The organism is Microbacterium sp. JZ101 (assembly GCF_053903175.1).
This window is the reverse complement of sequence record NZ_CP096400.1, coordinates 2,901,769-2,924,743: the sequence shown is the minus strand read 5'-3', so window position 1 is coordinate 2,924,743 and position 22,975 is coordinate 2,901,769. Positions and strand designations below refer to the sequence as shown.

Below are 22,975 nucleotides of genomic sequence, written 5' to 3'. Positions count from 1 at the left end.
CGCGGCCCGGGCCGCCCCGGCTCAGACCGTGCCGTAAAGGCGGTCGCCCGCGTCGCCGAGCCCCGGCACGATGTACCCGTGCTCGTTGAGGCCCTCGTCGAGCGCGCCGAGCACGAGCGTGATGTCGCGGTCGCCCACGAGGCTCTCGATCGCGTGGACGCCCTCCGGGGTGCCGAGAAGGCACACGGCGGTGACCTCGGTCGCGCCGCGGTCGAAGAGGTACTTGATCGCCGCGGCGAGCGAGCCGCCGGTCGCGAGCATCGGGTCGAGCACGAAGCACTGGCGGTCGCTGAGGTCGTCGGGCAGGCGCTCGGCGTACGTGGTCGGAAGGAGGGTCTCCTCGTTCCGCACGATGCCGAGGAAGCCGACCTCCGCGGTCGGGACGAGCTTGGTCATCCCCTCGAGCATGCCGAGCCCTGCGCGCAGGATCGGGACGACGAGCGGCTTCGGGTCGGCGATCCTGACGCCCTTCGTCTCCGTGACGGGGGTGTCGATCGTGACCGGCTCGACGCGCACGTTGCGCGTGGCCTCGTAGGCGAGGAGCGTCATGAGCTCCTCGGTCAGCTGACGGAAGACCGGCGACGGCGTTGCCTTGTCGCGGAGCACCGTGAGCTTGTGCGTGATGAGCGGGTGGTCGGCGACGTGCAGGCGCATAGGGCAAGGCTACCGGGACGCGGTTGCGCGGATGCAGAGAGCCTGGGCCGTTCTAGGCTCGGAGGGTGAATTCCTCGCCATCCGACGTGTCCGCGATGCGCCGCGCGCTCGCGCTGGCCGACGCGGCGGGGGAGCGCGGGGACATCCCGGTCGGAGCCGTGGTGCTCGGGGCGGATGGCACGGTGCTCGGCGAGGGGCGGAACCTCCGTGAGGAGACGCACGACCCCGCGGCGCACGCCGAGATCGTCGCCATGCGCCGCGCGGCCGAGGCTATCGGATCCTGGAACCTCGAGGGATGCACGCTCGTCGTGACGCTCGAGCCGTGCGTCATGTGCGCGGGAGCGGTCCTGCAGGCCCGCATCGGCCGGCTCGTCTTCGCGGCGTGGGACGAGAAGGCAGGGGCCGCGGGATCGATGTACGACGTCGTGCGGGACCGGCGCCTTCCCCACCGCGCGGAGGTCGTCGGCGGCGTGCTCGAGGACGAGGCCGTGGCGCTCCTGCGCGCCTTCTTCGCCGAGCGCCGCTGAACGCAGAGAGTCCCCGCGGCCGCGCCGCGGGGACTCTCGAGCGATGGGCTCAGATGCCGAGGCCGCCGAGGAGGCCGAGGAGCGTCTCGAGGAGTCCGGAGAGGAGGCCGAGGAGATCTGCCATGGTCGTTTCCTTTGTTCTGCGGGCCGGAGCCCAGGTGGGAGAGGTGCGCCGGTCGGGCGCAGTCCCTAGCCTCGCCTACTGAAATATCGGAATGCAAGACCCTGACGGCGATTCGCTCAGCGCAGGCGCGGCAGCACCTCCTCGCCGAGATACGCCACGTGATCGAGGTCGCCCATGTCCATCAGCTGGAAGTACAGCCGAGACGCGCCGAGCTCCTTCAACCGGGTCGCCTTGGCGACGATGTCGTCGGCGGAGCCGGCGAAGCCGTCTCCCGCGCGGAACGCCGCGAGGTCGGTCCGGGTCGCGGCCGCGCGCCGCTCGAGGTCGGCCTCGCTGCCGCCCGCGAGGGTCGTGAGCGCGACGCTGAGCTTCAGCGTCTCGGGGTCCCGGCCGATCCGCTCGCACGCCGCGCGCACGCGGGCGAAGCGGTCGGCGATGACGTCCTCGGGCTGGAAGGCGATGTTGAACTCGGTCGCGTGCTGGGCCGCGAGCTCCGGCGTCCGGGTGAGGCCTGCGCCGCCGACGATGACGGGCACCCGGTCCTGCACGGGCTTCGGCAGGGCGGGGGAGTCCACGAGCCGGTAGTGCTCTCCCTCGAAGCCGTAGCGCTCGCCGACCGGGGTGGACCACAGGCCGTTCACGATCTCGAGCTGCTCGGCGAGCATCCCGAACCGCTTCCGGGGGAAGGGGATCGCGTACGCGAGATGCTCCGCCTCGAACCAGCCGGTCCCGAGCCCGAGCTCGGCACGGCCATCCGACATCGCGTCGACCTGCGCGACCTGGATCGCGAGGATCCCGGGCCAGCGGTAGGTGACCGACGAGACGAGGGTGCCGAGCCGCAGACGGGTCGTCTCGCGCGCCAGGCCGGCGAGCGTCGTCCAGGCGTCCGTCGGACCCGGCAGCCCCTCGCCGCCCATCGTCAGATAGTGGTCCGAGCGGAAGAAGCCGTCGAATCCGACGCGCTCGGCCTGCTGCGCGAACGCGAGCTGGGTGTCGTAGCTGGCCCCCATCTGGGGCTCGGTGAAGACGCAGAACTCCATGCGCCCCAGTCTGTCAGCGCAGCGAGCCGTCAGTCGGAGGACTTGAGGATGAAGGTCTCCGTCGGAGGACCGGGCTCGTGGGGAGCGCGATAGACGTCGGTCTCGAGGTAGATGATCCGCGCGGCGGGCACAGCCTCGCGGATGCGCGCCTCGACCGCATCGATGTCGCGCGCCGCATCGGCCACGGAGATGTCCTGCGGGAGGCCGACCTTGCCGGCCACCATGAGCTCCTCGGGCCCGACGTAGAGCGTCTTGACGTGGATGAGCTTCTCGACCTCGGGCCCCGCCTCGATCGCGGCGACGATCCGCTCGAAGTCGGCCTCCGATGCGCCTTCGCCGACGAGCAGGCTCTTCGTCTCGATCCCGAGCACGATCGCCACGAGGATGAGCAGCACGCCGATGCAGATGGTGCCGAGCGCGTCGAAGACGGCGTCGCCCGTGAGCACCGTGAGGCCCACGCCGAGGAGCGCGAGGGTGAGGCCGATCAGCGCCGCGAAGTCCTCGAGGAGGACGACGGGCAGCTCTGGCGCCTTCGCGCGGCGGATGAACGACGCCCAGGACTGCCCGCGCTCGCGCACGGCGTTGCTCTCCTTGACGGCGGTCCGCAGCGAGAAGCTCTCGAGCCCGATCGCGATGACGAGGATGGCGATCGGCAGCCAGGCGTTCTCGACCGCGTGCGGGTGGGTGAGCTTCTCGACTCCCTCGTAGAGCGAGAAGACCCCGCCGACCGAGAAGAGGATGATCGCGACGACGAACGCGTACACGTAGCGCTCGCGGCCGTGCCCGAAGGGGTGCTCGCGGTCGGCGGCTCGCCGCGCGCGGCGTCCGCCGAGCAGGAGGAGGAGCTGGTTGCCGGAGTCGGCGACCGAGTGGATGGCCTCCGCGAGCATCGATGCGGAGCCCGAGATGATCCATCCGATGAACTTCGCGATCGCGATCCCGATGTTCGCCGCGAAGGCCGCCAGGATCGCCTTGCCACCGCCGTGTGCGCTCATGCTCGCAGTCTAAGGCGGGCGCTCGCGCCTCGCCCGCCCGTCGGCGCGCCGCACGCGATCCCTAGGATTGACGCATGACTGACTCGCTCCCCTCCGTCGCGTTCCTCGGTGCCGGCTCGATGGGCGGTGCGATCCTGCGGGGCCTCGTCGCGAGCGGACTCGATGTCGACGGCGGCGTCTTCGCGACCAACCGCTCGGCGCAGAAGGCGGCCGAGCTCGCCGCGCTCCCGGGGGTCACGAGCATCGCGCTCGAGGACGAGCCCGACGGCAACGCGCGCGCCGCGTCGGAGGCGCGCATCGTGCTCGTCGGCGTGAAGCCCGCGATGGTGCCCGACCTCCTCCGCGAGATCGGGTCCGCTCTCCGCGACGACGCGATCGTCGTGAGCCTCGCAGCGGGCGTGACGCTCGACACCTTCCAGAGCATCCTCGGCTCCGAGACCGCGGTCCTCCGCTCGATGCCGAACACCCCCGCGCGCATCGGCAAGGGCGTCACGGGCCTCGCTCGGGGCGCCGCCGCGAGCGACGAGGATGTGCGCGTCGTGCGCCGCCTCTTCGAGACGGTGGGCACCGTGATCGAGGTGCCCGAGGAGCGCATCGACGCGCTCTCGGCGATCTCGGGTTCGGGGCCCGCCTACGTCTTCCTCCTCGTCGAGGAGCTCACGCGCGCGGCCGTCGCGCAGGGGTTCGCGGAGGCGGATGCGCGCGCGATGGCCGAGGGCACGTTCATCGGCGCGACGGCGCTCCTCGACGCGACGGCGGAGGACCCCGCCGAGCTGCGTCGGCAGGTGACGAGCCCCAAGGGCACGACCGAGCGGGCGATCGCGGTCCTGCAGGACGCTCGCCTGAGCGAGCTCTTCCGGACGGCGACGGATGCCGCGATCGCGCGCGCGAAGGAGCTCGCCGCGGGCGCGTGACGGGTCAGCGGCCGATCGCCTCGGCACGGCCGGCGCGCCAGCTCTCGCCGAGCTGCAGGACCAGCGACTGGAAGGCGACCTCCGCGGGCGCACGCACGCGGTCGTGCCGCTGCGCGAGCAGGATGCGACGCGACGGGGCATCGTCGCCGAGGGCCAGCACGCGCACGCCCGGGTGGCGGGTCACGACGGCGCTCTCGGGAGCGAGCGCGACGCCGAGGCCGACGCTCGCCATCGCCTGCGCCTCCAGATAGTCGTTCGCCTGGAAGGCGATGCGGGGCGAGAATCCCGCGGCCAGGCAGGACCTCTGCAGCAGCTCGGCCACGGGGTGGTCGTCGGCGCGGATGATCCACGGTTCTGAGGCGAGCTCGCTCATCTGCACGCTCTCACGCCCCGCGAGCGGGTGCTCGGCGCCCACGAGAAGCACGGTGGGCTCCTCGAAGACGAGGGTCAGGTCGAACTGGCGAGGGTCGAGAGGGTTCCACGCGTACTCCCACAGGAAGCAGAGGCCGACCTCGCCCCGGCTGAGCAGATCGACGAGATCCTCGAGCCGGCTTGAGCGGACGTCGAGGGCGACCGAGGGATTCTCCCGGCGGAACCGTCCGATGACGAGGGGGAGGAACGAGCTCCCGATCGTGGGGAACGTGCCCACGCTCAGCGAGCCGCCTTCGAGGCGCGCCAGACGACGCAGGTCGGACTCGGCCGCGTCCATCTGGCGCAGGATCGTGCGGGCATGCCCGGCGAGGACGAGTCCGGCATCGGTCGGGATCATGCCGTCGGTGCGCCGGTGGACCAGCGGCTGGCCGACCTCGGCTTCGAGCTTGCGCAGCTGCTGAGAGACGGCGGACGGCGTGTGGAAGAGGTCGTCCGCCGCCGCGGTGACGGACCCCGTCTCGATGACCCGCAGGAGAACCCTGAGCCGATTGATGTCGAGCACGCGGGCTCCTCTCGTGAAGGGATGCTTCATGGGCGCCCAGAAGAGCCGAATGGCCACTTCAGGGGCGACTCTCTCATGGTAGGCCGCTGACCGGCGCCGAGCCTTGGGAAGCACTTCGGGCACTCCGTGCGCCCTGTGGTTCCGTGCTTGAAGAGCTGCTTAACGACACTGCTGAATCTGTAACTGGTGTTTCAGTGGCGGTGCATCCACGATCGTGCTGTCGCCACCCGGCGCCCCGATCTCGAAGGCAGGACCGATGAACCGCACGATCTCCGCAACCTGGATGCGCGGCGGCACCAGCAAGTGCTGGGTGTTCGAGCGCGAGCAGCTGGAGATCCCCGGCATGTCCGTCGACGACGTCCTCCTGCGGCTGTACGGCAGCCCCGACCCGCGGCAGGTCGATGGCGTGGGCGGCGCGACCTCGACCACGAGCAAGGCGGTCATCCTCTCCCGCGCCTCCGACGACGAGGCCGATGTGGATTACACGTTCGCGCAGGTCGGCATCGGGGAGGCCACGGTGGACTGGGGCTCCAACTGCGGCAACTGCTCTGCAGTGGTCGCGCCGTTCGCGCTCGCGCGGGGGTGGGTCGCACCGGCCGCGGACGAGACGATCGTGCGGGTCCGCAATACCAACACGGGGCAGGTGATCTGGGAGCGGCTCGCGACTCCGGGCGGCCGGTGGGAGGAGCGGCTCGACACCGACATCCCCGGCGTCCCCTTCTCCGGGACGGCGGTGGGGCTCGGCTTCGTCAATCCCGCAGGACGGACGACCGGACGGCTGCTTCCCACAGGGCGCGTGCGCGACACACTGCTGGTGGAAGAGGGGCAGGTCGAGGCGAGCCTCGTCGACGCCGGTGCGCCGCTCGTGATCGTCAGCGCCGAGACGGCCGCGCTCTCGGGCGCGCGCTATGCGGATTGGGCCTCACTCGGACGCGAGGCGCTCGCGCGGCTCGATGCGATCCGCCGGGCGGGCGCCGTCGCGATGGGGCTCGCGCCGTCGCCGGCGGAGGCTGAGCGCGCGGTCCCGAAGCTCGCGATCGTATCGACTCCCGGCGCCGACAGCGACGCCGACCTCGATGTCCTCATGCTCTCCATGGGCCTGCCGCACCCGGCGCTTCCCGTCACCGGCAGCGTCGGTCTCACGATGGCGGCCGCGGTCCCCGGGGGCATCGTGGCCGACGCGGTGCGCGGGAGCGCGTCCGACGGGATCCGGCTGCGGACGCCCGCGGGGACGATCTCGACCTGGCGGCGCACGATCGACGGCGAAGACGTCGTCGGCACGGTCCGCACCTCCCGCGTGCTCGCGCACGCCCAGCTGCCACTGCCATCCGACGCGCCCGTCGGCGCGTAATCTCAATCGCAAGGAGCAATGATGCCCAGCACGCCTGTGGGCCCTGACGACGACGTCTCCGCCCTTCCAGCCGATCCGCCCCCGGCCCCGCGCTCGAAGACGGTGACGGTCGTGGGCGTCTTCGCCGTTCTCGGGATCGCGGCGACGATGCTCGCGGGCGGAGCCCTCAATCCGCCGGCGACCACGGAGGACGGGGACTTCGCGGGGGAGACGCTCGAGGTCATGATCCCGCTCGCAGAGGGTGGGGGAACCGACACGTGGGCGCGCTTCGTGGGGCAGGACCTGGCCCACTTCATCCCCGGTGACCCCGGCTTCGCCCCGGTGAACGAGGACGGAGGCGAGGGGATCACCGGATCGAACCACTTCGCGCTGTCCGCGGGCGCGACCGGGGCCGAGCTGCTCGTCAGCACGGCGACGACCGTCGTGCCGTGGGTCCTCGAGCGCGACGTCGTGAAGTACTCCTTCGCCGACATGATCCCGATCCTCGTGAACGGCACAGGCGGCGTCGTGTACGCCCGCACCGACGCGGGAGTCGAGGGCGTCGACGACCTCGTGAACCGGGACGAGCCGCTCGTCTTCGGTGGAATCACGGCGACCGGCCTCGATCTCACGACCCTCGTGGCCTTCGACCTCCTCGACGCCGACGTGGACTCCACGTTCGGGTTCGAGGGCCGGGGCCCGGTCAATCTCGCCCTCCAGCGCGGTGAGGTCGACATCGACTACACGACCACGAGCGCGTACGGCCCGTCCGTCGAGCCGCTCGTGGAAAGCGGCGAGGCGGTCGTGCTGATGAGCTTCGGCCAGCTCGACGCCGATGGCGAGGTCGTCCGCGACCCGAGCTTCCCGGATGTCCCGACGGTCGTGGAGGTCTACGAGGAGCTCCACGGAGAGAAGCCCTCGGGTGACGCCTTTGAGGCATACCGAACGCTTCTCGGTCTCACCTACACGTATCAGAAGGGCTTGTGGGTGCCGAAGGGCACTCCCGCGGCGGCGGTCGACCTCCTTCGAGCGAGCGCGCAGCGCATGGCCGAGGACGACGCGTTCAACCAGCGCGCGGCGGAGGTGCTGGGCGGCTACCCGATCCTCGCGGACGACTCCGTCGCGGAGAGCGTGAGCGCCGCCTACACCGTCTCGGAGGCGACGCGGGACTACGTCCTCGATCTCCTCGCGGACGACTACGACATCACCGTGCACTGACGCACAGGACGACAGGACAGACACCCATGCTCGACGCGGCGCTTGCGGCGCTGGCCTCACTGGCCGACCCCTCCCTGCTTCTCATGCTCATCGCCGGCGTTCTCGCCGGTCTCGTGATGGGCCTCATCCCCGGCCTCGGCGGAACCGCCGCCGTGGCGATCCTCCTCCCGGTGACGTTCGGGATGGATCCATCCGCCGCACTGGCGCTGCTCATCGGCGCACTCGCGGTCGTCCACACCTCCGACACGGTGTCCGCGGTGCTGCTCGGCGCACCGGGCTCCGCATCCGCCTCCGTGACGATGCTCGACGGCTACGCGATGGCGCGCAGGGGGCAGGCGAAGCGAGCCCTCAGCCTGGCCTTCCTGTCCTCCATGGCGGGCGGGATCATCGGCGCGATCGGCCTCACGCTCGCGATCCCTCTCGCGCGGCCGCTCGTGCTCTCCTTCGCGAGCCCCGAGCTCTTCATGCTCACGGTGCTCGGCGTCGCGCTCGCCGCCGTGCTCTCGCGCGGGAACATCGTGAAGGGGCTCGTGTCCGGCCTGCTCGGATTGCTCGTCGGCATGATCGGCATCGCTCCGACCACCGCCGAGGAGCGGTTCACGTTCGGCAGTCTCTTCCTCGGCGACGGTCTCTCGCTCGTCGCCGTCGCGCTCGGGATCTTCGGACTCGCGGAGATCGCATCGCGGGCGAGCCATCGTCGCGCCGAGACGCACCCCGTGCGCGTGAGCGGCGGATGGGCGAGCGGCATCCACGAGTGGCTCCGGCACTGGGCCCAGGTTCTCCGCGGATCGCTGATCGGCATCGTGGCGGGAGTGCTCCCGGGCGTCGGCGCCACAGCCGGCACCTGGATGGCCTACGGCCAGGCCGTCGCGACGGCGAAGGACAAGCGGATGTTCGGGAAGGGCGACCCGCGCGGGATCGTCGGTCCCGAGAGCGCGAACAACTCGGTCGAGGCCGGAGACCTCATCCCCACCTTCCTCTTCGGCATCCCGGGCGGGGTCCCGTCCGCGATGCTGCTCGGCATGCTGCTGACCTACGGGATCCAGCCCGGCCCGAACATCATCGGCGAGCACCTCGACCTGATGTACCTGATCATCTGGACGTTCGCGATCGCCTCCGTTCTGGGAGCTCTCCTGTGCTTCCTCTCGGTGAAGCCGCTCGCTTCGCTCACGAAGGTGCCGTTCGCGGCGCTGGCAGCGGGACTCGTCGTCGTCATGCTGCTCGGAGCATTCCAGGAGGGCGGTCAGCTGGGCGACCTGTGGATCATGCTGCTCCTCGGCATGGCCGGGTGGGTCCTCAAGGCGATCGACGTGCCGCGCGCGCCCTTCCTCATCGGGTTCGTCCTCGCGATCCCGATGGAGCGCTACTACTTCCTCACGGACAGCCTGTACGAGGGCTTCGAGTGGATGCTCCGGCCCGCGACGCTCGTGTTCATCGCCGTGCTCGTGCTGCCGATCCTCTGGGCGGTCTTCCGCACCATCCGGATGCGCGTGCGCGGGCGGACGGTGAAGGAGGAGGCGGCGCACCGCGCCGTCGACCCCGACGCCCCTCTCAAGAACTCGATCGTCTCGCTCGCCACCGCCGCCGTCGCGCTGCTCGTCTTCGCGGGATCGCTCGTGCTGTCGGCGCAGTACTCCGCCGACGCTCGGCTCCTGCCGCAGCTGGTCGGCTGGGCGGGAGTCGCGCTGTCGGGCGCCATGCTCGCTCTCGAGGTCCGAGGACGCGTGCATCGCGCACGCCGTGCGGTGATCGACGCAGCGGACGCATCGGGCGCCGGCGGCCCCGACCGGGCCGGTTCCGGGGCTTCCCCGGCCTCCGCGGAGGGTGTGCAGTACGACCCCGACACCGGTGCGGTGCTCACGGAGCTGAGCGAGGAGATCGTGCACCCCGAGCAGGCGGATCCGCACGCCACGCGAAACGCCCTCGTCACCTTCGCGTGGATGGCGGGATTCCTCCTCCTCACGGCCCTCCTGGGGTACTTCGCGGCCGCGATGGTGTTCGTCCCTGCGTTCCTCCTCGTGCAGGCGAGGGTGAGGGTCCGCACGGCCGTCATCTACACCGCGGCGCTCTTCGTCGCGCTGCTCGCGCTGCCCACCCTGATGCCCGTGGACATCCCCGAAGGGCTCCTGTCGTCTCTGTTCTGAGACCCGCAGCGGCGTCCGAGCGCTGCGCCCGTCGTGAGGGATGCCCGCGACGGGCGCAGCCGCGTCAGCGGCCGATGCGCTCGGGGCGCACGCCCATCCCGACGAACCTCCCGGTGAGGTGGGTCAGCCGCGGGTGATCCCGCAGCAGGCGGAGCATCAGGGGCAGGGGAGCACCGGGCGCGCGCTCGGCCAGGAGGGGCGCCTGCATCCGGCGCTGGACGGCCTGGGTCACGATCGTCGGGAACGCGCGTCGCCGCTGCACGCGCCGGAGGACGCTGCCGGGCACAGCGCCGCCCGCGTGGAGGGCCGGGGTGAGGATCCGCGCGGCCGCGATCGCATCCTGCAGCGCGAGGTTGACGCCGACGCCGCCCGCCGGCGACATGGCGTGCGCGGCGTCGCCGATGCAGAGCAGCCCCTCCGACCACCACCGGCGCAGGCGCTCGATCCGCACCCGCAGGAGGTGGACGTCGGAGGGCGTCAGGCGGGAGACCGCCTCTGACAGGCGAGGGGAGATGCGCGCGATGCGGTCGCGCATGCGCGCGAGATCCGCCGCGCTGCCCTGCCAGCCGCCCGCGGGGATGACGTGGGCGACCTGGAGGAAGTCGCCGCGGTCGATCGCGATGATCATGCCCGCTCCCGCCTGCACGAAGGGGTGGCGCTCGCGAGCGCGCTTCGGCAGGCGGAACCACAGCACGTCCATGCCCGCGGCCTTCCCGCGCGGCACGAGGCCCGCGCGCTCGCGGACGCGCGAGTCGCGGCCATCCGCCCCGACGACGAGCCGCGCGCGGACCTCGAGCGGGCCGTCCGGCCCGACGGCCCGCACGCCCGTCACGCCATCGGCGTCGCGGAGCAGACCCTCGACGCGCGTCGACCGGAGGAGCCGGTAGGACGCCTCCTGCTCGCCCGCGCGGGCGAGCAGGTCGAGGAAGTCCCACTGGGGCATGAAGGTGATGACGCGACGCCGCAGCGGCAGACGCGAGAAGTCGGCGATGACGCCCTCCTCGCCGTGCCAGCTCACCGTAATCCGCTCTGTGTCCGCGTGGGGGAGGGCGAGGAAGTCGTCGAGCAGGCCCAGCTCGTGCAGCGCTTCCTGCGTCGACGGATGGATGGTGTCGCCGCGGAAATCGCGGAGGAAGTCGCCGTGCTTCTCCAGCACGACGACATCGATGCCTGCCCGCGCGAGCAGCAGGCCCAGCATGAGGCCCGCCGGCCCGCCGCCCGCGATGACGCAGTCGGCGTCGATCCGGCTCGGGGCTCTGCGCTGCGCGGGCACGGAGCCATCATGCGGCGACCAGCCGATGACGGCAAGGGCGTCCACGAGAGCGGGGGAGTGCGCGTCGTCCGTGCGACGCGCGAAGCAGGAGTATCGTGCTTCCTCGTGCTCTTCTCAGCGACGTCGTCGCGGCGACACCGCGCACGGCTCCGGCACCTCGCTCCCGCGCAGGCGATCGTCACCGGTTTCGGACTCGCGCTCGCAGTCGGCACCGCGCTCCTCTGGCTTCCGATCTCGAATGCCGAGGGGGAATTCACGGACCCCGTCGACGCGGTGTTCACCGCGACGTCCGCGCTCTGCGTGACCGGCCTCACGGTCGTCGACACGGCGGCTCACTGGAGCCCCTTCGGACTCGTCGTCATCCTCGCGCTGATCCATATCGGCGGGCTCGGCATCATGCTGTTCGCGTCGCTCGTCGGCATCGTCCTCGCCCGAAAGCTCAGCGTGCGCTCACGGCTCAACGCCGTCGCGGAGGCGAAAGCCGACGCCATCGGCGATGTCCGGCGGCTCGCGTGGGGCATCTTCGCGACGTCGATCGCGATCGAGGGCGTCGTGGCCGTGCTGCTGTTCGTCCGGTTCGTCGTGGGCTACGGGTCCTCGGCGGGCGAGGCGGCGTGGCTCGCGGTGTTCCATGCGGTGTCGTCGTTCAACAACGCCGGCTTCGCGCTGTACAGCGACAACCTCATGTCCTTCGTCGGCGACCCGTGGATCTGCCTCCCGCTCTGCGCCGCGATCATCCTCGGCGGGCTCGGCTTCCCCGTGCTCCGGCAGCTGAGGCGCGAGATCGGGCGGCCCCTGCACTGGACGATGAACACGAGGATCGTGCTCGCCGGCACGGTCGTGCTGCTCGTCCTCGGCACGGTCTACATCACGGTGATCGAGTGGGAGAACCCCGGCACGCTGGGTGCCTTCGACCCGGCGACGCGCATCCTCGCGGGCTTCTTCCACGCCGTGCAGGTGCGCACCGCGGGATTCAACTCGCTCGACATCGGCCAGATGCACGACGAGACGTGGCTCGGGATGGATGTGCTCATGTTCATCGGCGGCGGGCCGGCCGGAACCGCGGGCGGGATCAAGATCACGACCTTCGCCGTGCTCCTCTTCATCCTCTGGACCGAGCTGCGCGGGGGCACGGCCGTCAACGTCTTCGGCAAGCGCCTGTCCCGCGCGGTGCACCGCGAGGCGATCTCCGTCGTCCTCATGGCGATCGCCGCCGTGATGGCCGGCGTCATCGCGATCCTCACGATGACGGAGCTCGATCTCGACGCGGTCCTCTTCGAAGCCGTGTCGGCGTTCGCGACCGTCGGGCTGTCGACCGGGATCACGGCCGATCTGCCCGACGCGGCGAAGCTCATCCTCGTCGCGCTGATGTTCCTGGGCCGCATCGGCCCCCTCACGCTCGGCTCGGCTCTCGCGCTGCGCGAGCGCCGCGTCTCATACGAGCTCCCGAAGGAGCGGCCGGCGATCGGCTGATGCCGCCGGCGGAAAGGATCGAATCCATGGGCAGGTTCCTCTCATTCGGCGACACGTCTCGCCGCATCGCCGAGGCCGACTCGGTCGCCGTCATCGGGCTCGGCCGGTTCGGCAGCTCGCTCGCGCTCGAGCTGATGGCGTCGGGCACCGAGGTCCTCGGGATCGACGGCTCGGAGGAGGTGGTGCAGGACCACAACGCGCAGCTCACCCAGGTGGTGCGCGCGGACGCGACGAAGGAGGAGGTCCTCCGTCAGCTCGCCGTCGACGAGTTCGACCGCGTCGTGCTCGCGATCGGCACCGACATCAAGGCGTCGATCCTCGTCGCCTCGCTCCTGCTGCAGCTGAACGTCCCGGTGATCTGGGCGAAGGCGGTCGACGAGCAGCACGGTCGCATCCTCGAGCAGCTGGGCGTGCACCACGTCATCTATCCCGAGAAGGACATGGGGCGCCGTGTCGCGCATCTCGTCCGTGGCGCCGCCTCGGACTACCTCGAGATCGATCGCGGCTACGCGATCGTCAAGACGGCGGCTCCCGCCGAGGTGCAGGGGGTGCCGCTCGGCGAGACCGACCTGCGTCGGCGACACGGCGTGACGATCGCGGCGTTCCGCGGAGCGTCGAACGAGTGGGCCAACGCCGACGCCGACACGGTGCTGCATGAGGGCGACGTCGTGCTCGTCGTCGGGCCGACCCGGCGCGTCGAGTCGTTCGCGCAGCTGCGCTGAGCGCGCTGCTCAGCGATCGAGCGAGGCGAAGCGCTCGATGTCCTCGTTCGTCCCGGAGACGATGATGAGGTCGTGGTTCGTCACGACCGTGTTCGCCTCGGCGTAGCGGAACGGCTTGCCGGGGCTCTTCACGCCGACGACGGTCACGTTGTACTTCGAGCGGACGCCCGACTCGTTGAGACCGCGGCCTCGGATGAACCGCGGCGGGTACATCTTTGCGAGCACGAAGTCGTCGTCGAAGCGGATGAAGTCGAGCATGCGGCCGCTCACGAGGTGGGCGACGCGCTCTCCTGCTTCCCGCTCGGGGTAGATGACGTGATTCGCGCCCACGCGGGCGAGGATCTTGCCGTGCGACTGCGAGACGGCCTTCGCCCAGATCTGCGGCACCTTGAGGTCGACGAGGTTGGCGGTGATGAGCACCGACGCCTCGATCGACGAGCCGACGGCCACGACGGCCACCTGGAAGTCGCCGGCGCCGATCTGCTGGAGCGCCTCGAGACTGCGGGCATCCGCCTGCACGGCGTGCGTGACGCGCTCGGACCATTTCTGCACGAGATCGAGGTTGTCGTCGATCGCGAGGACGTCGCGGTCGAGGCGGTCGAGCTCGCCCGCGCAGGCGGCGCCGAAGCGCCCGAGTCCGATGACGAGGACGGGCGCGTCGCTGCGGATCTGCTCAACCAACGATGGGCCTTTCGACGGGCAGCGCGTACTGCTGCGACTTGGAGGTCGCGGCCACGGCCGCGGCGAGGGTCACTGTACCAACGCGCCCCATGAAGACCGTGACGGCGAGCACGTAGACGGCGGAGTCGGGCAGCTCCGCCGTGAGGCCGGTGGAGAGCCCCACGGTCGCGAACGCGGAGATGACGTCGAACAGCACCTCGGCGAGGGGTGCCTTGGTGATCTGCGCGATGATGATGGTCGACAGGGCGACGATCGTGGCGCCCCAGGCGAGAACCGCGACGGCGACGCGCTGCACGTCGCTGGGGATGCGCCGCCCGAAGACCTCGACGCTGCGTCGGCCCTTGGCCTCCGACCACACCGAGAGGGCCAGCACGGCGAGGGTCGTCACCTTGATGCCGCCCGCGGTCGACGCCGATCCGCCGCCGACGAACATGAGCATCGACGCGGCGAGCATCGATGACTCATACAGCTCGCCGGGGTCGATCACGGAGAAGCCCCCGGACCGGGTCATGGCGCTGAGGAAGAACGCCTGGAAGGTCGTGTCCCACGCATCGCTCTCGCCCCAGGTCCCGGGGTTGCCGTACTCGAGAACCAGGAACACCGCCGCGCCCGCGACGAACAGGATGACGGTGGTGACGAGCGTGAGCTTCGTGTGCAGCGGCCAGCGGTGCGGCTGGGTGAGCTGCCGCGAGAGCGCGTAGATGACGGGGAACCCGATGCTGCCGAGGAACACCGAGATCATGAGGACGGTCAGGAAGAAGTAGTCGGTGTGGAACGACTCGAGTCCGCCCACGGTCGGCGTGAAGCCCGTGTTCGTGAACGACATCGCGGCGTAGTACGGCGCGATCCACGCGGCGTCGAGCCAGCTGTACCCGGCCCAGACGATCGGGAAGTAGAGGAGCACGGCGACGACCACCTCGATGACGAGGGTCGACAGGGCGACGACGCGCAGCAGCTGGCCGATCTCGCCGAGGCGAACGGCCTGTCCTTCGTTGACGACGCCCCCGTGCGATCGCAGCGGGTTGGTGTCGCCCGCGGCGATCAGCTTGGCGCGCAGGCCCAGCCGCTTCGAGATCACGAGGCCGAGCAGCGACGCGAGGGTCAGTGCGCCGAGCCCGCCGATGTTGACGCCGATGAAGATGACGGCGTGCCCGAACGCCGACCAGTGCGTCGCCATGTCGACTGTCGACAGGCCGGTCACGCAGATGGTCGAGACGGCCGTGAAGAGCGCGTCCGACAGCGGGGTGCGCGAGCGGTCGTCGCTCGCGATCGGCAGAGACAGCAGCGCCGTGAAGATGAGGATCAGCGAGACGAACACGAGGATGGCGAATCGCGCCGGCGAGGACGTCGTGAAGTCGCGGAAGAACTGGCCGAGCTCCCGCCCGGCATCCTTGAACGCGCCGGCCAGTGCCGCCGACCGGCTCGCCGCCATCCGCTCTCCCCCTTCGCGCCGAAGTCGCCCATCATGGTACTCCGCGGCGCGCGCGGCTAACCTATCGGCATGGCGGACATCTTCGACGTGATCGCGGACGGCACGAGGCGCGACATCCTTCAGCTTCTGCTTCGCCGATCGTCGGATGGCCAGGACGGCACGAGCGTGTCGCAGATCGTCGCCGAGATGGGGGTCAGCCAGCCCACCGTCTCGAAGCATCTCAAGGTGCTGCGCGAGGCCGGTCTCGTCTCGGTGCGCGAGGAAGGGCAGCACCGCTACTACAGCCTGTCGCCCGAGCCGCTCGAGGCGGTCGACGACTGGCTCGTGCCGTTCTTCGTCGACGAGTCCGACCTCGCGGAGGAGGCCGCGTCGTACGCGCCGACCCTGCCGGAGCCGGCCGCACGAGTGGCGGAGTCGGTCGGCCGCGCCGCGGCGTCCGCCAAGAACGTGGTGCAGTCGGCGCTGCGTCGTCTCGGGGCCTGACCCACCTCCCGCCCCGGGCGGGCGCTTCCGCGCCTCCGATCCCTCTCACATGCGCCGCGGCGCCGATGTGACCGCTCTCATTCGATAGGGGAGCGCTCTCACCGTTGACCGGCGATTTTCGTGACGCGGAATCGCTCGAGCGCGCCTTCGCGACGCTGAGAGGAACATTCTGATCGGCTGTGGACAACCTGAATGTGATCCCGTAATACTGGCATCACGAGCGCGCTCGGTCGACCCGTGTCGGCACTTGGGGGAGTTGCGTCACATAGAAGGGCGAAGGTTGATGCGTCAACAGCGAAATCTGCCGCCGGCTCGGGGTGGCACGAGGGGGAGGAAGCGCTGGCAGCTGCCCAGCCTTCTGACCGGGACAGCCGCCGCGGTCGCCGCGGCGATGATCGTCTCGACCACGAATGCGGCCATGGCCGCGGGACTGAACACCTATCCGGACGAGCCGACCGAGGCCGAGGCGAACATCGCCGAGCTGGTGCTGAACGGCGACGACGTCCTCAGCGCCGCGCACTCACACGCCGGCTCGGTGTCGAATCCCGGCCCGAACCGCGAGGCGTTCAGCGGCTCGTTCGTCGGAGCCGAGGTCATCGACTTCGGCGCGGGGTACACCATCCCGCTGGACCAGTTCATCCAGTTCGGTGAGCTCGGCGTCATCCAGAGCGAGTCGACCGCGACCGACGGCCGCAACGGCGAGGCCATCACCGGCATCGCCGGTGCGGACGGCGGGCTCGCGCTCGACGGCACCGATTCCGACTTCGGCACGGCGCGCATCAACCTGCTCTCGGTGTTCCAGGCGGCCGGTCTCGGCGGCGTCACGGACCCGGCGGTCGATCAGGCCGACCTAAGCTTCGGGCTCGGCGGCGCGTGGGTCGAGGCCGTCGACGGACAGTTCCAGGACCCCGACGCGGTCGGCGGCGCGGGTCAGTACCGCGTCGGCGACATGAAGCTCGAACTCCACTCGCCTGCACTTGAGACGGCCGCCGCTGGCCTCAGCGACGCCGTAGGCCAGATGGAGCAGACGCTCGTCGACACGATCAACACCGCGCTCGGGCTCGGCACGCTCGTGCCTGGAGCGACGGTCGAGACGACGATCACGAGCAACCTTCAGCAGGACGTGCTCGATGCGGTCATGCTCGGTCCGATCGAGACGGACGACGGTCTCGCGTCGATCAACCTCAGCGAGGGCACGATCACGGTCGACCTCGCCCGGATCGGCGGCAACGACGACGGCATCATCGACCGCCCGATCGGGATCAACAACCAGAACCCCAACACCGAGCTGATCGACGATGAGACCTACCCGTTCATCGCGTCGAGCATCCACGACGTCATCGAAAAGGTGATCGACGTCGCTCTCGACTCGGCGATCAACTCGCTCGACAGCGTGGTCATCGACTTCGACGTCACGTCGGTCGCGGGCACGGCGGCGTTCGCCATGAACCTCTCGGGCGACATCGTCGAGCCCTGCGTCGGCGGCGGCCTCGGCGGCGTCGCTCTGTGTGGCACGGCCGTGCCGCTCGTGCAGACCGCGGTCGGACTGCTCAGCCCGGTGCTGACGGACCCGGCGGGTGCGCTGTACCAGGCGTTCGAGACGATCAAGACCGACACGATCACCGCTCCGGTCCGTGCGGTTCTCGACCCGTTCATCGAGCTCTTCGCAGACAACGTCTTCTCGGTTCAGCTGAACCACCAGGAGACCGCGAGCTGCACGCTGCCGGCAGGCGGCGAGACGCTCGCGTCGCTCCAGCTCTCCGCGCTGAGCTTCGGTGTGGCGGGCGGCGTCGGCCGGTTCAACATCGGCAACGCCGGCCTCCGGGTCGACGCCTGTGCGATCGCTCTGGACGCCGAATCGCCGGTTCCTGCGGGGACCGACATCGACGTCACGTCGAGCGGCTGGGCTCCCGCGACCGACGTCACCCTCCAGCTGGAGGACGCTGCGGGCAACCCCGTCGGCGGCCCGGTCGTCGTGACGACGGACGCGAACGGCGCGTTCCCGGCCGGCACGGTCGTCCCGGTTCCCGCGGACACTCCGGCCGGTGAGCTGACGCTCACCGCGGCCGACCCGAACGGGCAGACCGCGGAGGCTCCGGTCACCGTCTACGCCCCGACGCTCACGGCCCAGTCGCCCGTGTTCCCCACGGAGTGCTCGGTGCTGACGTCCGGTGGATGGCTGCCGAGCACGGAGGTCACGTTCCAGCTGACCGACGCGGCGGGCAACCCGGTCGGCGACCCGGTGGTCGTCACGACCGACGCCGAGGGCAACATCCCGGCTGACACGTGCGTCCTCGTCCCCGAGGGCACCGAGCCCGGCGACTACACCGTCGTCGGCACCGACCCGAACGGCGCCGAGATCACGTCGCCGCTCGTCGTCGCAGACCCGACCGCGCCCGTGCTCGACGCCTCCTCGCCTGCTCCGGCCGGCGACGAGACCGAGATCACGTCGGAGAACTGGGACCCCACGGTCGACGTGACGGTCCAGCTGCAGGACGCCGACGGCAACGCGGTCGGCGACCCGATCACGGTGACGACCGACGACACCGGCGCCTTCCCCGCGGGCACGACGCTGCCGATCCCGGCCGGCACGCCGGCGGGCGACTACACAGTCGTCGGAACGGACCCGAACGGCGAGACCGCGCAGGACACCATCCAGGTGTACCTGCCGACGCTCGAGCCGCTCACCCCGGCCGCTCCCGGCGCGTGCGTCGCGATCGTCTCGGGTGGCTGGCAGCCGAACACGGAGGTCACCTTCCAGCTGACTGACGCGGCAGGCAACCCGGTCGGCGACCCGGTCACGGCGACCACCGACGGCGCGGGCAACGTCCCGGCTGACACGTGCGTCACGATCCCCGAGGGCACGGAGCCCGGCGACTACACGGTCATCGGCACCGACCCCGAAGGCGGTCAGGTCGAGGGCCCGATCGAGGTCTACGCGCCGACTCTCGAGGCCACGTCGCCGGAGATCGCCGGTGGCGAGACCGAGGTGACGTCGGGCGGATGGCTGCCGGAGTCGGAGGTCACGCTCCAGCTGACGGACGCTGACGGCAACCCCGTGGGCGACCCGGTTCCGGTCACGACCGACGCGGACGGCAACGTCCCCGCCGGCACGGTCGTCCCGGTTCCGGCTGATGCACCCGCGGGCGCCTACACCGTCGTCGGCACCGACGCGAACGGCACGGAGGTCTCGGCCCCCGTCGACGTCATCGCGCCGACGATCGAGGCGACGTCTCCGGTTCCGGCCGGTGGCGAGACCTCGGTGACGTCGGGCGGCTGGCCGGCCGACACCCCGCTGACGCTTCAGCTGGTGGACGCTGACGGCAACCCCGTGGGCGACCCGGTTCCGGTCACGGCGGACGCGGGCGGCAACGTCCCGGCCACGGCCATCCCGGTCCCGGCTGACGCTCCCGCGGGCGAGTACTCCGTGACGGCGACCGACGAGAACGGCAACGCGATCTCGGCTCCGGTCACGGTCTACGCTCCCGCGATCGAGGTCACGTCGCCGGTCGAGGCCGGTGACCCGACCGAGGTCACCTCGGGCGGCTGGGTCCCCGAGTCGGAGGTCACGCTCCAGCTCGAGGACGCGGACGGCAACCCCGTGGGCGACCCGGTTCCGGTGACGACCGACGCGGACGGCAGCGTCCCCGCCGGCACGACGGTCCCGACGCCGGCCGACGCGACCCCCGGTGACGTGTTCACCGTCGTCGCGACGGACGCGAACGGCGCCGAGGTCTCCGACACGGTCGAGATCGTCGCCCGCGCGGTGACGGTCGACGCCTCCTCGCCGGTTCCGGCCGGCGGCGAGTCGGAGATCACGTCGGGTGGCTGGCTGCCCGAGTCGGAGGTCACGCTCCAGCTCGAGGACGCCGACGGCAACCCGGTGGGCGACCCGGTGACGGTCACGACGGACGGGGAGGGCAACGTCCCCGCCGGCACGGCGGTTCCGGTTCCGGCTGACGCCCCTGCGGGCGACTACACGGTCGTCGCCTCGGACGCGAACGGCAACACGGCCGAGGACGCCGTCGAGGTCTACGCGCCGTCGATCGAGGCCACATCGCCGGAGATCGCCGGTGGCGAGACCGAGGTGACGTCGGGCGGCTGGCTGCCCGAGTCGGAGGTCACGCTCCAGCTGACGGACGCCGACGGCAACCCCGTGGGCGACCCGGTTCCGGCCACGACCGACGCGGACGGCAACGTCCCCGCCGGCACGGTCCTCCCGATCCCCGCTGACGCTCCTGCGGGCGCGTACACGGTCGTCGGCTCGGACGCGAACGGCGCCGATGTCTCGGCTCCGGTTGAGGTCTACACTCCCGCCATCGAGGCGACGTCGCCGGTTCCGGCCGGCGGCGAGACCGAGGTGACGTCGGGCGGCTGGCTGCCCGAGTCGGAGGTCACGCTCCAGCTGACGGACGCTGACGGCAACCCCGTGGGCGACCCGGTTCCGGCCACGACGGACGCGGCCGGCGACATCCCGGCCACGGCCATCCCGGTTCCTGCCGGCACGACGGCAGGCGACTACGCCGTGACGGCGACCGACGAGAACGGCAACGCGATCTCGGCTCCGGTCGCGGTCTACGCTCCCGTGATCGACGTCACGTCGCCGGAGATCGCCGGCGGCGAGACCGAGGTGACGTCGGGCGGCTGGCTGCCCGAGTCGGAGGTCACGCTCCAGCTCGAGGACGCCGACGGCAACCCCGTGGGCGACCCGGTTCCGGTCACGACCGACGCCGAGGGCACCGTCCCCGCGGGCACCGTGGTCCCGATCCCGGCCGACGCCGCCGAGGGTGACGTGTTCACCGTCGTCGCGACGGACGCGAACGGCGCCGAGGTCTCCGACACGGTCGAGGTCGCGGCCATCGCGCCGACCCTCGAGGCGGAGTCGCCGGTTCCGGCCGGCGGCGCCTCTGACATCACGTCGGGTGGCTGGCTGCCCGAGTCGGAGGTCACGCTCCAGCTGACGGATGCCGACGGCAACCCCGTGGGCGAGCCCGTGGTCGTCACGACCGATGCGGACGGCAACGTCCCGGCCGGCACGGTCGTCCCGGTCCCGGCCGACGCTCCTGCGGGCGACTACACGGTCGTCGGCACCGATGAGAACGGCGTCCAGACGGACCCGGCCGCGATCGAGGTCTACGCGCCGTCGATCGAGGTCACCTCGCCTGAGTCGGCCGGCGGTGCGACCGAGGTGACGTCGGGCGGCTGGGTGCCCGAGTCCGAGGTCACGCTCCAGCTGACGGATGGCGGGGAGCCCGTGGGCGACCCGGTGGTCGTCACGACCGACGCGGACGGCAGCGTCCCCGCCGGCACGACGGTCTCCATCCCCGCTGACGCCACGGTCGACGACGTCTTCACGGTCGTCGGGTCGGACGCCAACGGCGCCACGGTCTCCGACACCGTGGAGATCATCGCTCCGACGCTCGAGGCCACGTCGCCGGTTCCGGCCGGTGGTGCGACCGAGGTGACGTCGGGCGGCTGGGCTCCTGAGTCGGAGGTCTCGCTCCAGCTGACGGACGCCGACGGCAACCCCGTGGGCGACCCGGTGACGGTCCCGACCGACGCGGACGGCAGCGTCCCCGCTGGCACGACGGTCCCCGTTCCCGCTGACGCTCCCGCGGGCGACTTCACGGTCGTCGGCACGGACGCCAACGAGAACACGGCTGAGGCTCCGCTCGCGGTCTACGCGCCGGTCATCGAGGCCACGTCTCCGGTCGAGGCCGGTGACGCGACCGAGGTCACGTCGTCCGGCTGGATCCGCGAAAGCGAGGTCTCGCTGCAGCTGACGGATGGCGAGGGTGCGCCGGTGGGCGACCCGGTGGCCGTGACGGTCGACGCGGACGGCAGCGTCCCCGCCGGCACCACGGTTCCGGTTCCCGCCGACGCCGCACTCGGTGCGCACACGGTCGTCGCGACCGACGCGAACGGCGCGGAGGTCTCCGCACCGGTCGAGGTCATCGCGGCCTCCGGTGAGCCGACCTTCGACGCGGAGTCGCCGGTTCCGGCTGGCGGCGAGTCGGAGATCACGTCGGGCGGCTGGGCCCCTGAGTCGGAGGTCACCCTCCAGCTCTCGGACCCCGAGGGCGCGGACGCGGGCGAGCCCGTGGTCGTGACGACCGACGCCGAGGGCGACGTGCCGGCCGGCACGGTCGTGCCGATCCCGGCGGACGCCGAGGCCGGTGTCTTCACCGTCACGGCGGCTGACGCGGAGGGCCTGCAGCTGTCCGACACCGTCGACGTGTACTCGCCGACGCTCGAGGTCGAGACCCCGGCGGCGCCCGGTACGTGCGCCGACGTCGTCTCGGGTGGCTGGCTGCCGAACTCGGAGGTCACGATCCAGCTGACGGATGCCGATGGCAACCCCGTGGGCGACCCGGTGGTCGTCACGGCGGACGCCGACGGCAACCTGCCGGCCGGCACGTGCGTCCCCGTTCCCGCTGACGCGGAGCCCGGCGACTACACGGTCGTCGGAACCGACGGAGACGCGGTCGTCGAGGCGCCGCTGACCGTCGCGAACGAGGGCGACGCCGACGACAGCAGCAACGCCGACAGCGACGCGAACGCTGACAGCTCCAGCAACGCGGACAGCTCCAGCAACGCGGACAGCTCCAGCAACGCGGACAGCTCCAGCAACGCGGACAGCTCCAGCAACGCGGACAGCTCCAGCAACGCGGACAGCAGCAGCAACGCGGACAGCTCCAGCAATGCGGACAGCAGCAGCAACGCGGACAGCTCCAGCAACGCTGACAGCAGCAGCAACGCCGACTCCGACAACGAGTCCGACGCCAACGCTGACAACGACAGCACCGCGGACAGCGACAGCAACGCGAACGCTGACAACGACAGCGACGCGAACGCGAACAGCTCGAGCAACGGCAACGGCGACAGCGGCGGCAAGAAGCGCCCGCTCTCGCCGACCGGCGGCGAGTTCGACGCGATCCCGCTGGCGCTGCTGGTGATCCTCGCCGGCACGGGCATCCTGCTCGGCGCCACCCGCAGCAAGTGGCTGGTCCGCAAGGACTGACCATCTGACG

16 protein-coding genes are annotated in these 22,975 nt (G+C 71.1%); 9 read left to right on the top strand and 7 right to left on the bottom strand.

What is annotated here, in order from left to right; translation table 11 throughout:
* Positions 1–21: 21 nt before the first annotated feature.
* Positions 22–654 carry a uracil phosphoribosyltransferase gene (gene upp / locus M1D56_RS13570; RefSeq protein WP_456283856.1) on the bottom strand — a complete coding sequence of 211 codons (633 nt, stop codon included), beginning with the start codon at positions 652–654 and terminating at the stop codon, positions 22–24.
* A 95-nt stretch (positions 655–749) separates the two neighbouring features.
* On the opposite strand from upp, the gene tadA reads away from it, so the two are divergent.
* Positions 750–1,181 (top strand): tRNA adenosine(34) deaminase TadA, encoded by a 432-nt coding sequence (tadA, locus tag M1D56_RS13565; RefSeq protein ID WP_324014833.1) that lies wholly within the window; start codon positions 750–752, stop codon positions 1,179–1,181.
* Between the two features lie 240 nt (positions 1,182–1,421).
* Here the strand turns inward: tadA and M1D56_RS13560 are convergent, their stop codons facing one another.
* The gene (locus M1D56_RS13560; RefSeq protein WP_456283855.1) at positions 1,422–2,345 is read right to left on the bottom strand and encodes an LLM class F420-dependent oxidoreductase; all 924 of its coding nucleotides are present in this window, start codon (positions 2,343–2,345) and stop codon (positions 1,422–1,424) included.
* A gap of 29 nt (positions 2,346–2,374) precedes the next feature.
* Positions 2,375–3,340, bottom strand: a complete 966-nt coding sequence (locus tag M1D56_RS13555) for a cation diffusion facilitator family transporter (protein WP_282980161.1) — start codon at positions 3,338–3,340, stop codon at positions 2,375–2,377.
* Positions 3,341–3,414: 74 nt separating this feature from the next.
* Between M1D56_RS13555 and proC the strand changes: the two genes are divergently transcribed.
* A complete protein-coding gene (proC, locus tag M1D56_RS13550) occupies positions 3,415–4,254 on the top strand; it encodes a pyrroline-5-carboxylate reductase (protein WP_324013965.1) in 840 nt (279 codons plus the stop codon).
* A gap of 4 nt (positions 4,255–4,258) precedes the next feature.
* On the opposite strand, the gene M1D56_RS13545 is transcribed toward proC, so the two are convergent.
* Positions 4,259–5,188: a LysR family transcriptional regulator gene (locus tag M1D56_RS13545; protein ID WP_455970233.1), complete on the bottom strand. Its 930-nt coding sequence runs from the start codon at positions 5,186–5,188 to the stop codon at positions 4,259–4,261.
* A gap of 256 nt (positions 5,189–5,444) precedes the next feature.
* Between M1D56_RS13545 and M1D56_RS13540 the strand changes: the two genes are divergently transcribed.
* Genes M1D56_RS13540 through M1D56_RS13530 form a run of 3 tightly spaced genes read left to right on the top strand, consistent with a single transcriptional unit; the run spans position 5,445 to position 9,880 of the window.
* Positions 5,445–6,539: a PrpF domain-containing protein gene (locus M1D56_RS13540; RefSeq protein ID WP_456283854.1), complete on the top strand. Its 1,095-nt coding sequence runs from the start codon at positions 5,445–5,447 to the stop codon at positions 6,537–6,539.
* 21 nt (positions 6,540–6,560) lie between these two features.
* The gene (locus tag M1D56_RS13535; protein WP_456283853.1) at positions 6,561–7,736 is read left to right on the top strand and encodes a Bug family tripartite tricarboxylate transporter substrate binding protein; all 1,176 of its coding nucleotides are present in this window, start codon (positions 6,561–6,563) and stop codon (positions 7,734–7,736) included.
* Positions 7,737–7,762: 26 nt separating this feature from the next.
* Positions 7,763–9,880, top strand: a complete 2,118-nt coding sequence (locus tag M1D56_RS13530) for a tripartite tricarboxylate transporter permease (protein ID WP_456283852.1) — start codon at positions 7,763–7,765, stop codon at positions 9,878–9,880.
* Positions 9,881–9,944: 64 nt separating this feature from the next.
* Here M1D56_RS13530 and M1D56_RS13525 read toward each other — a convergent pair whose 3' ends face one another.
* A complete protein-coding gene (locus M1D56_RS13525) occupies positions 9,945–11,153 on the bottom strand; it encodes an FAD-dependent oxidoreductase (protein ID WP_456283851.1) in 1,209 nt (402 codons plus the stop codon).
* Between the two features lie 9 nt (positions 11,154–11,162).
* Between M1D56_RS13525 and M1D56_RS13520 the strand changes: the two genes are divergently transcribed.
* Positions 11,163–12,626, top strand: a complete 1,464-nt coding sequence (locus tag M1D56_RS13520) for a TrkH family potassium uptake protein (protein ID WP_456283850.1) — start codon at positions 11,163–11,165, stop codon at positions 12,624–12,626.
* A gap of 26 nt (positions 12,627–12,652) precedes the next feature.
* Complete coding sequence (locus M1D56_RS13515) at positions 12,653–13,348, top strand: potassium channel family protein (RefSeq protein WP_456283849.1); 696 nt, start codon at positions 12,653–12,655, stop codon at positions 13,346–13,348.
* 9 nt (positions 13,349–13,357) lie between these two features.
* Here M1D56_RS13515 and M1D56_RS13510 read toward each other — a convergent pair whose 3' ends face one another.
* Together M1D56_RS13510 and M1D56_RS13505 are read right to left on the bottom strand one after the other, a co-directional pair.
* Entirely contained in the window at positions 13,358–14,029 is a 672-nt protein-coding gene (locus tag M1D56_RS13510) for a potassium channel family protein (RefSeq protein WP_271174410.1), read from the bottom strand.
* Positions 14,022–15,461 (bottom strand): TrkH family potassium uptake protein, encoded by a 1,440-nt coding sequence (locus M1D56_RS13505; protein WP_456283848.1) that lies wholly within the window; start codon positions 15,459–15,461, stop codon positions 14,022–14,024. The genes M1D56_RS13510 and M1D56_RS13505 overlap by 8 nt, the downstream gene beginning before the upstream one ends.
* A 69-nt stretch (positions 15,462–15,530) precedes the next feature.
* On the opposite strand from M1D56_RS13505, the gene M1D56_RS13500 reads away from it, so the two are divergent.
* Entirely contained in the window at positions 15,531–15,944 is a 414-nt protein-coding gene (locus M1D56_RS13500; RefSeq protein WP_271174412.1) for an ArsR/SmtB family transcription factor, read from the top strand.
* A 418-nt stretch (positions 15,945–16,362) separates the two neighbouring features.
* Complete coding sequence (locus M1D56_RS13495; protein WP_456283847.1) at positions 16,363–22,965, top strand: hypothetical protein; 6,603 nt, start codon at positions 16,363–16,365, stop codon at positions 22,963–22,965.
* The last annotated feature ends 10 nt before the right edge of the window (positions 22,966–22,975 follow it).

Coding starts and splice junctions, on each gene's coding strand:
- M1D56_RS13495 (WP_456283847.1), top strand. CDS start 16,363: ATGGCCGCGGGACTGAACACCTATCCGGACGAGCCGACCGAGGCCGAG.
- M1D56_RS13540 (WP_456283854.1), top strand. CDS start 5,445: ATGAACCGCACGATCTCCGCAACCTGGATGCGCGGCGGCACCAGCAAG.
- upp (WP_456283856.1), bottom strand. CDS start 654: ATGCGCCTGCACGTCGCCGACCACCCGCTCATCACGCACAAGCTCACG.
- M1D56_RS13560 (WP_456283855.1), bottom strand. CDS start 2,345: ATGGAGTTCTGCGTCTTCACCGAGCCCCAGATGGGGGCCAGCTACGAC.
- proC (WP_324013965.1), top strand. CDS start 3,415: ATGACTGACTCGCTCCCCTCCGTCGCGTTCCTCGGTGCCGGCTCGATG.
- M1D56_RS13505 (WP_456283848.1), bottom strand. CDS start 15,461: ATGGCGGCGAGCCGGTCGGCGGCACTGGCCGGCGCGTTCAAGGATGCC.
- M1D56_RS13515 (WP_456283849.1), top strand. CDS start 12,653: ATGGGCAGGTTCCTCTCATTCGGCGACACGTCTCGCCGCATCGCCGAG.
- M1D56_RS13535 (WP_456283853.1), top strand. CDS start 6,561: ATGCCCAGCACGCCTGTGGGCCCTGACGACGACGTCTCCGCCCTTCCA.
- tadA (WP_324014833.1), top strand. CDS start 750: ATGCGCCGCGCGCTCGCGCTGGCCGACGCGGCGGGGGAGCGCGGGGAC.
- M1D56_RS13500 (WP_271174412.1), top strand. CDS start 15,531: ATGGCGGACATCTTCGACGTGATCGCGGACGGCACGAGGCGCGACATC.
- M1D56_RS13530 (WP_456283852.1), top strand. CDS start 7,763: ATGCTCGACGCGGCGCTTGCGGCGCTGGCCTCACTGGCCGACCCCTCC.
- M1D56_RS13520 (WP_456283850.1), top strand. CDS start 11,163: ATGCGGCGACCAGCCGATGACGGCAAGGGCGTCCACGAGAGCGGGGGA.
- M1D56_RS13555 (WP_282980161.1), bottom strand. CDS start 3,340: ATGAGCGCACACGGCGGTGGCAAGGCGATCCTGGCGGCCTTCGCGGCG.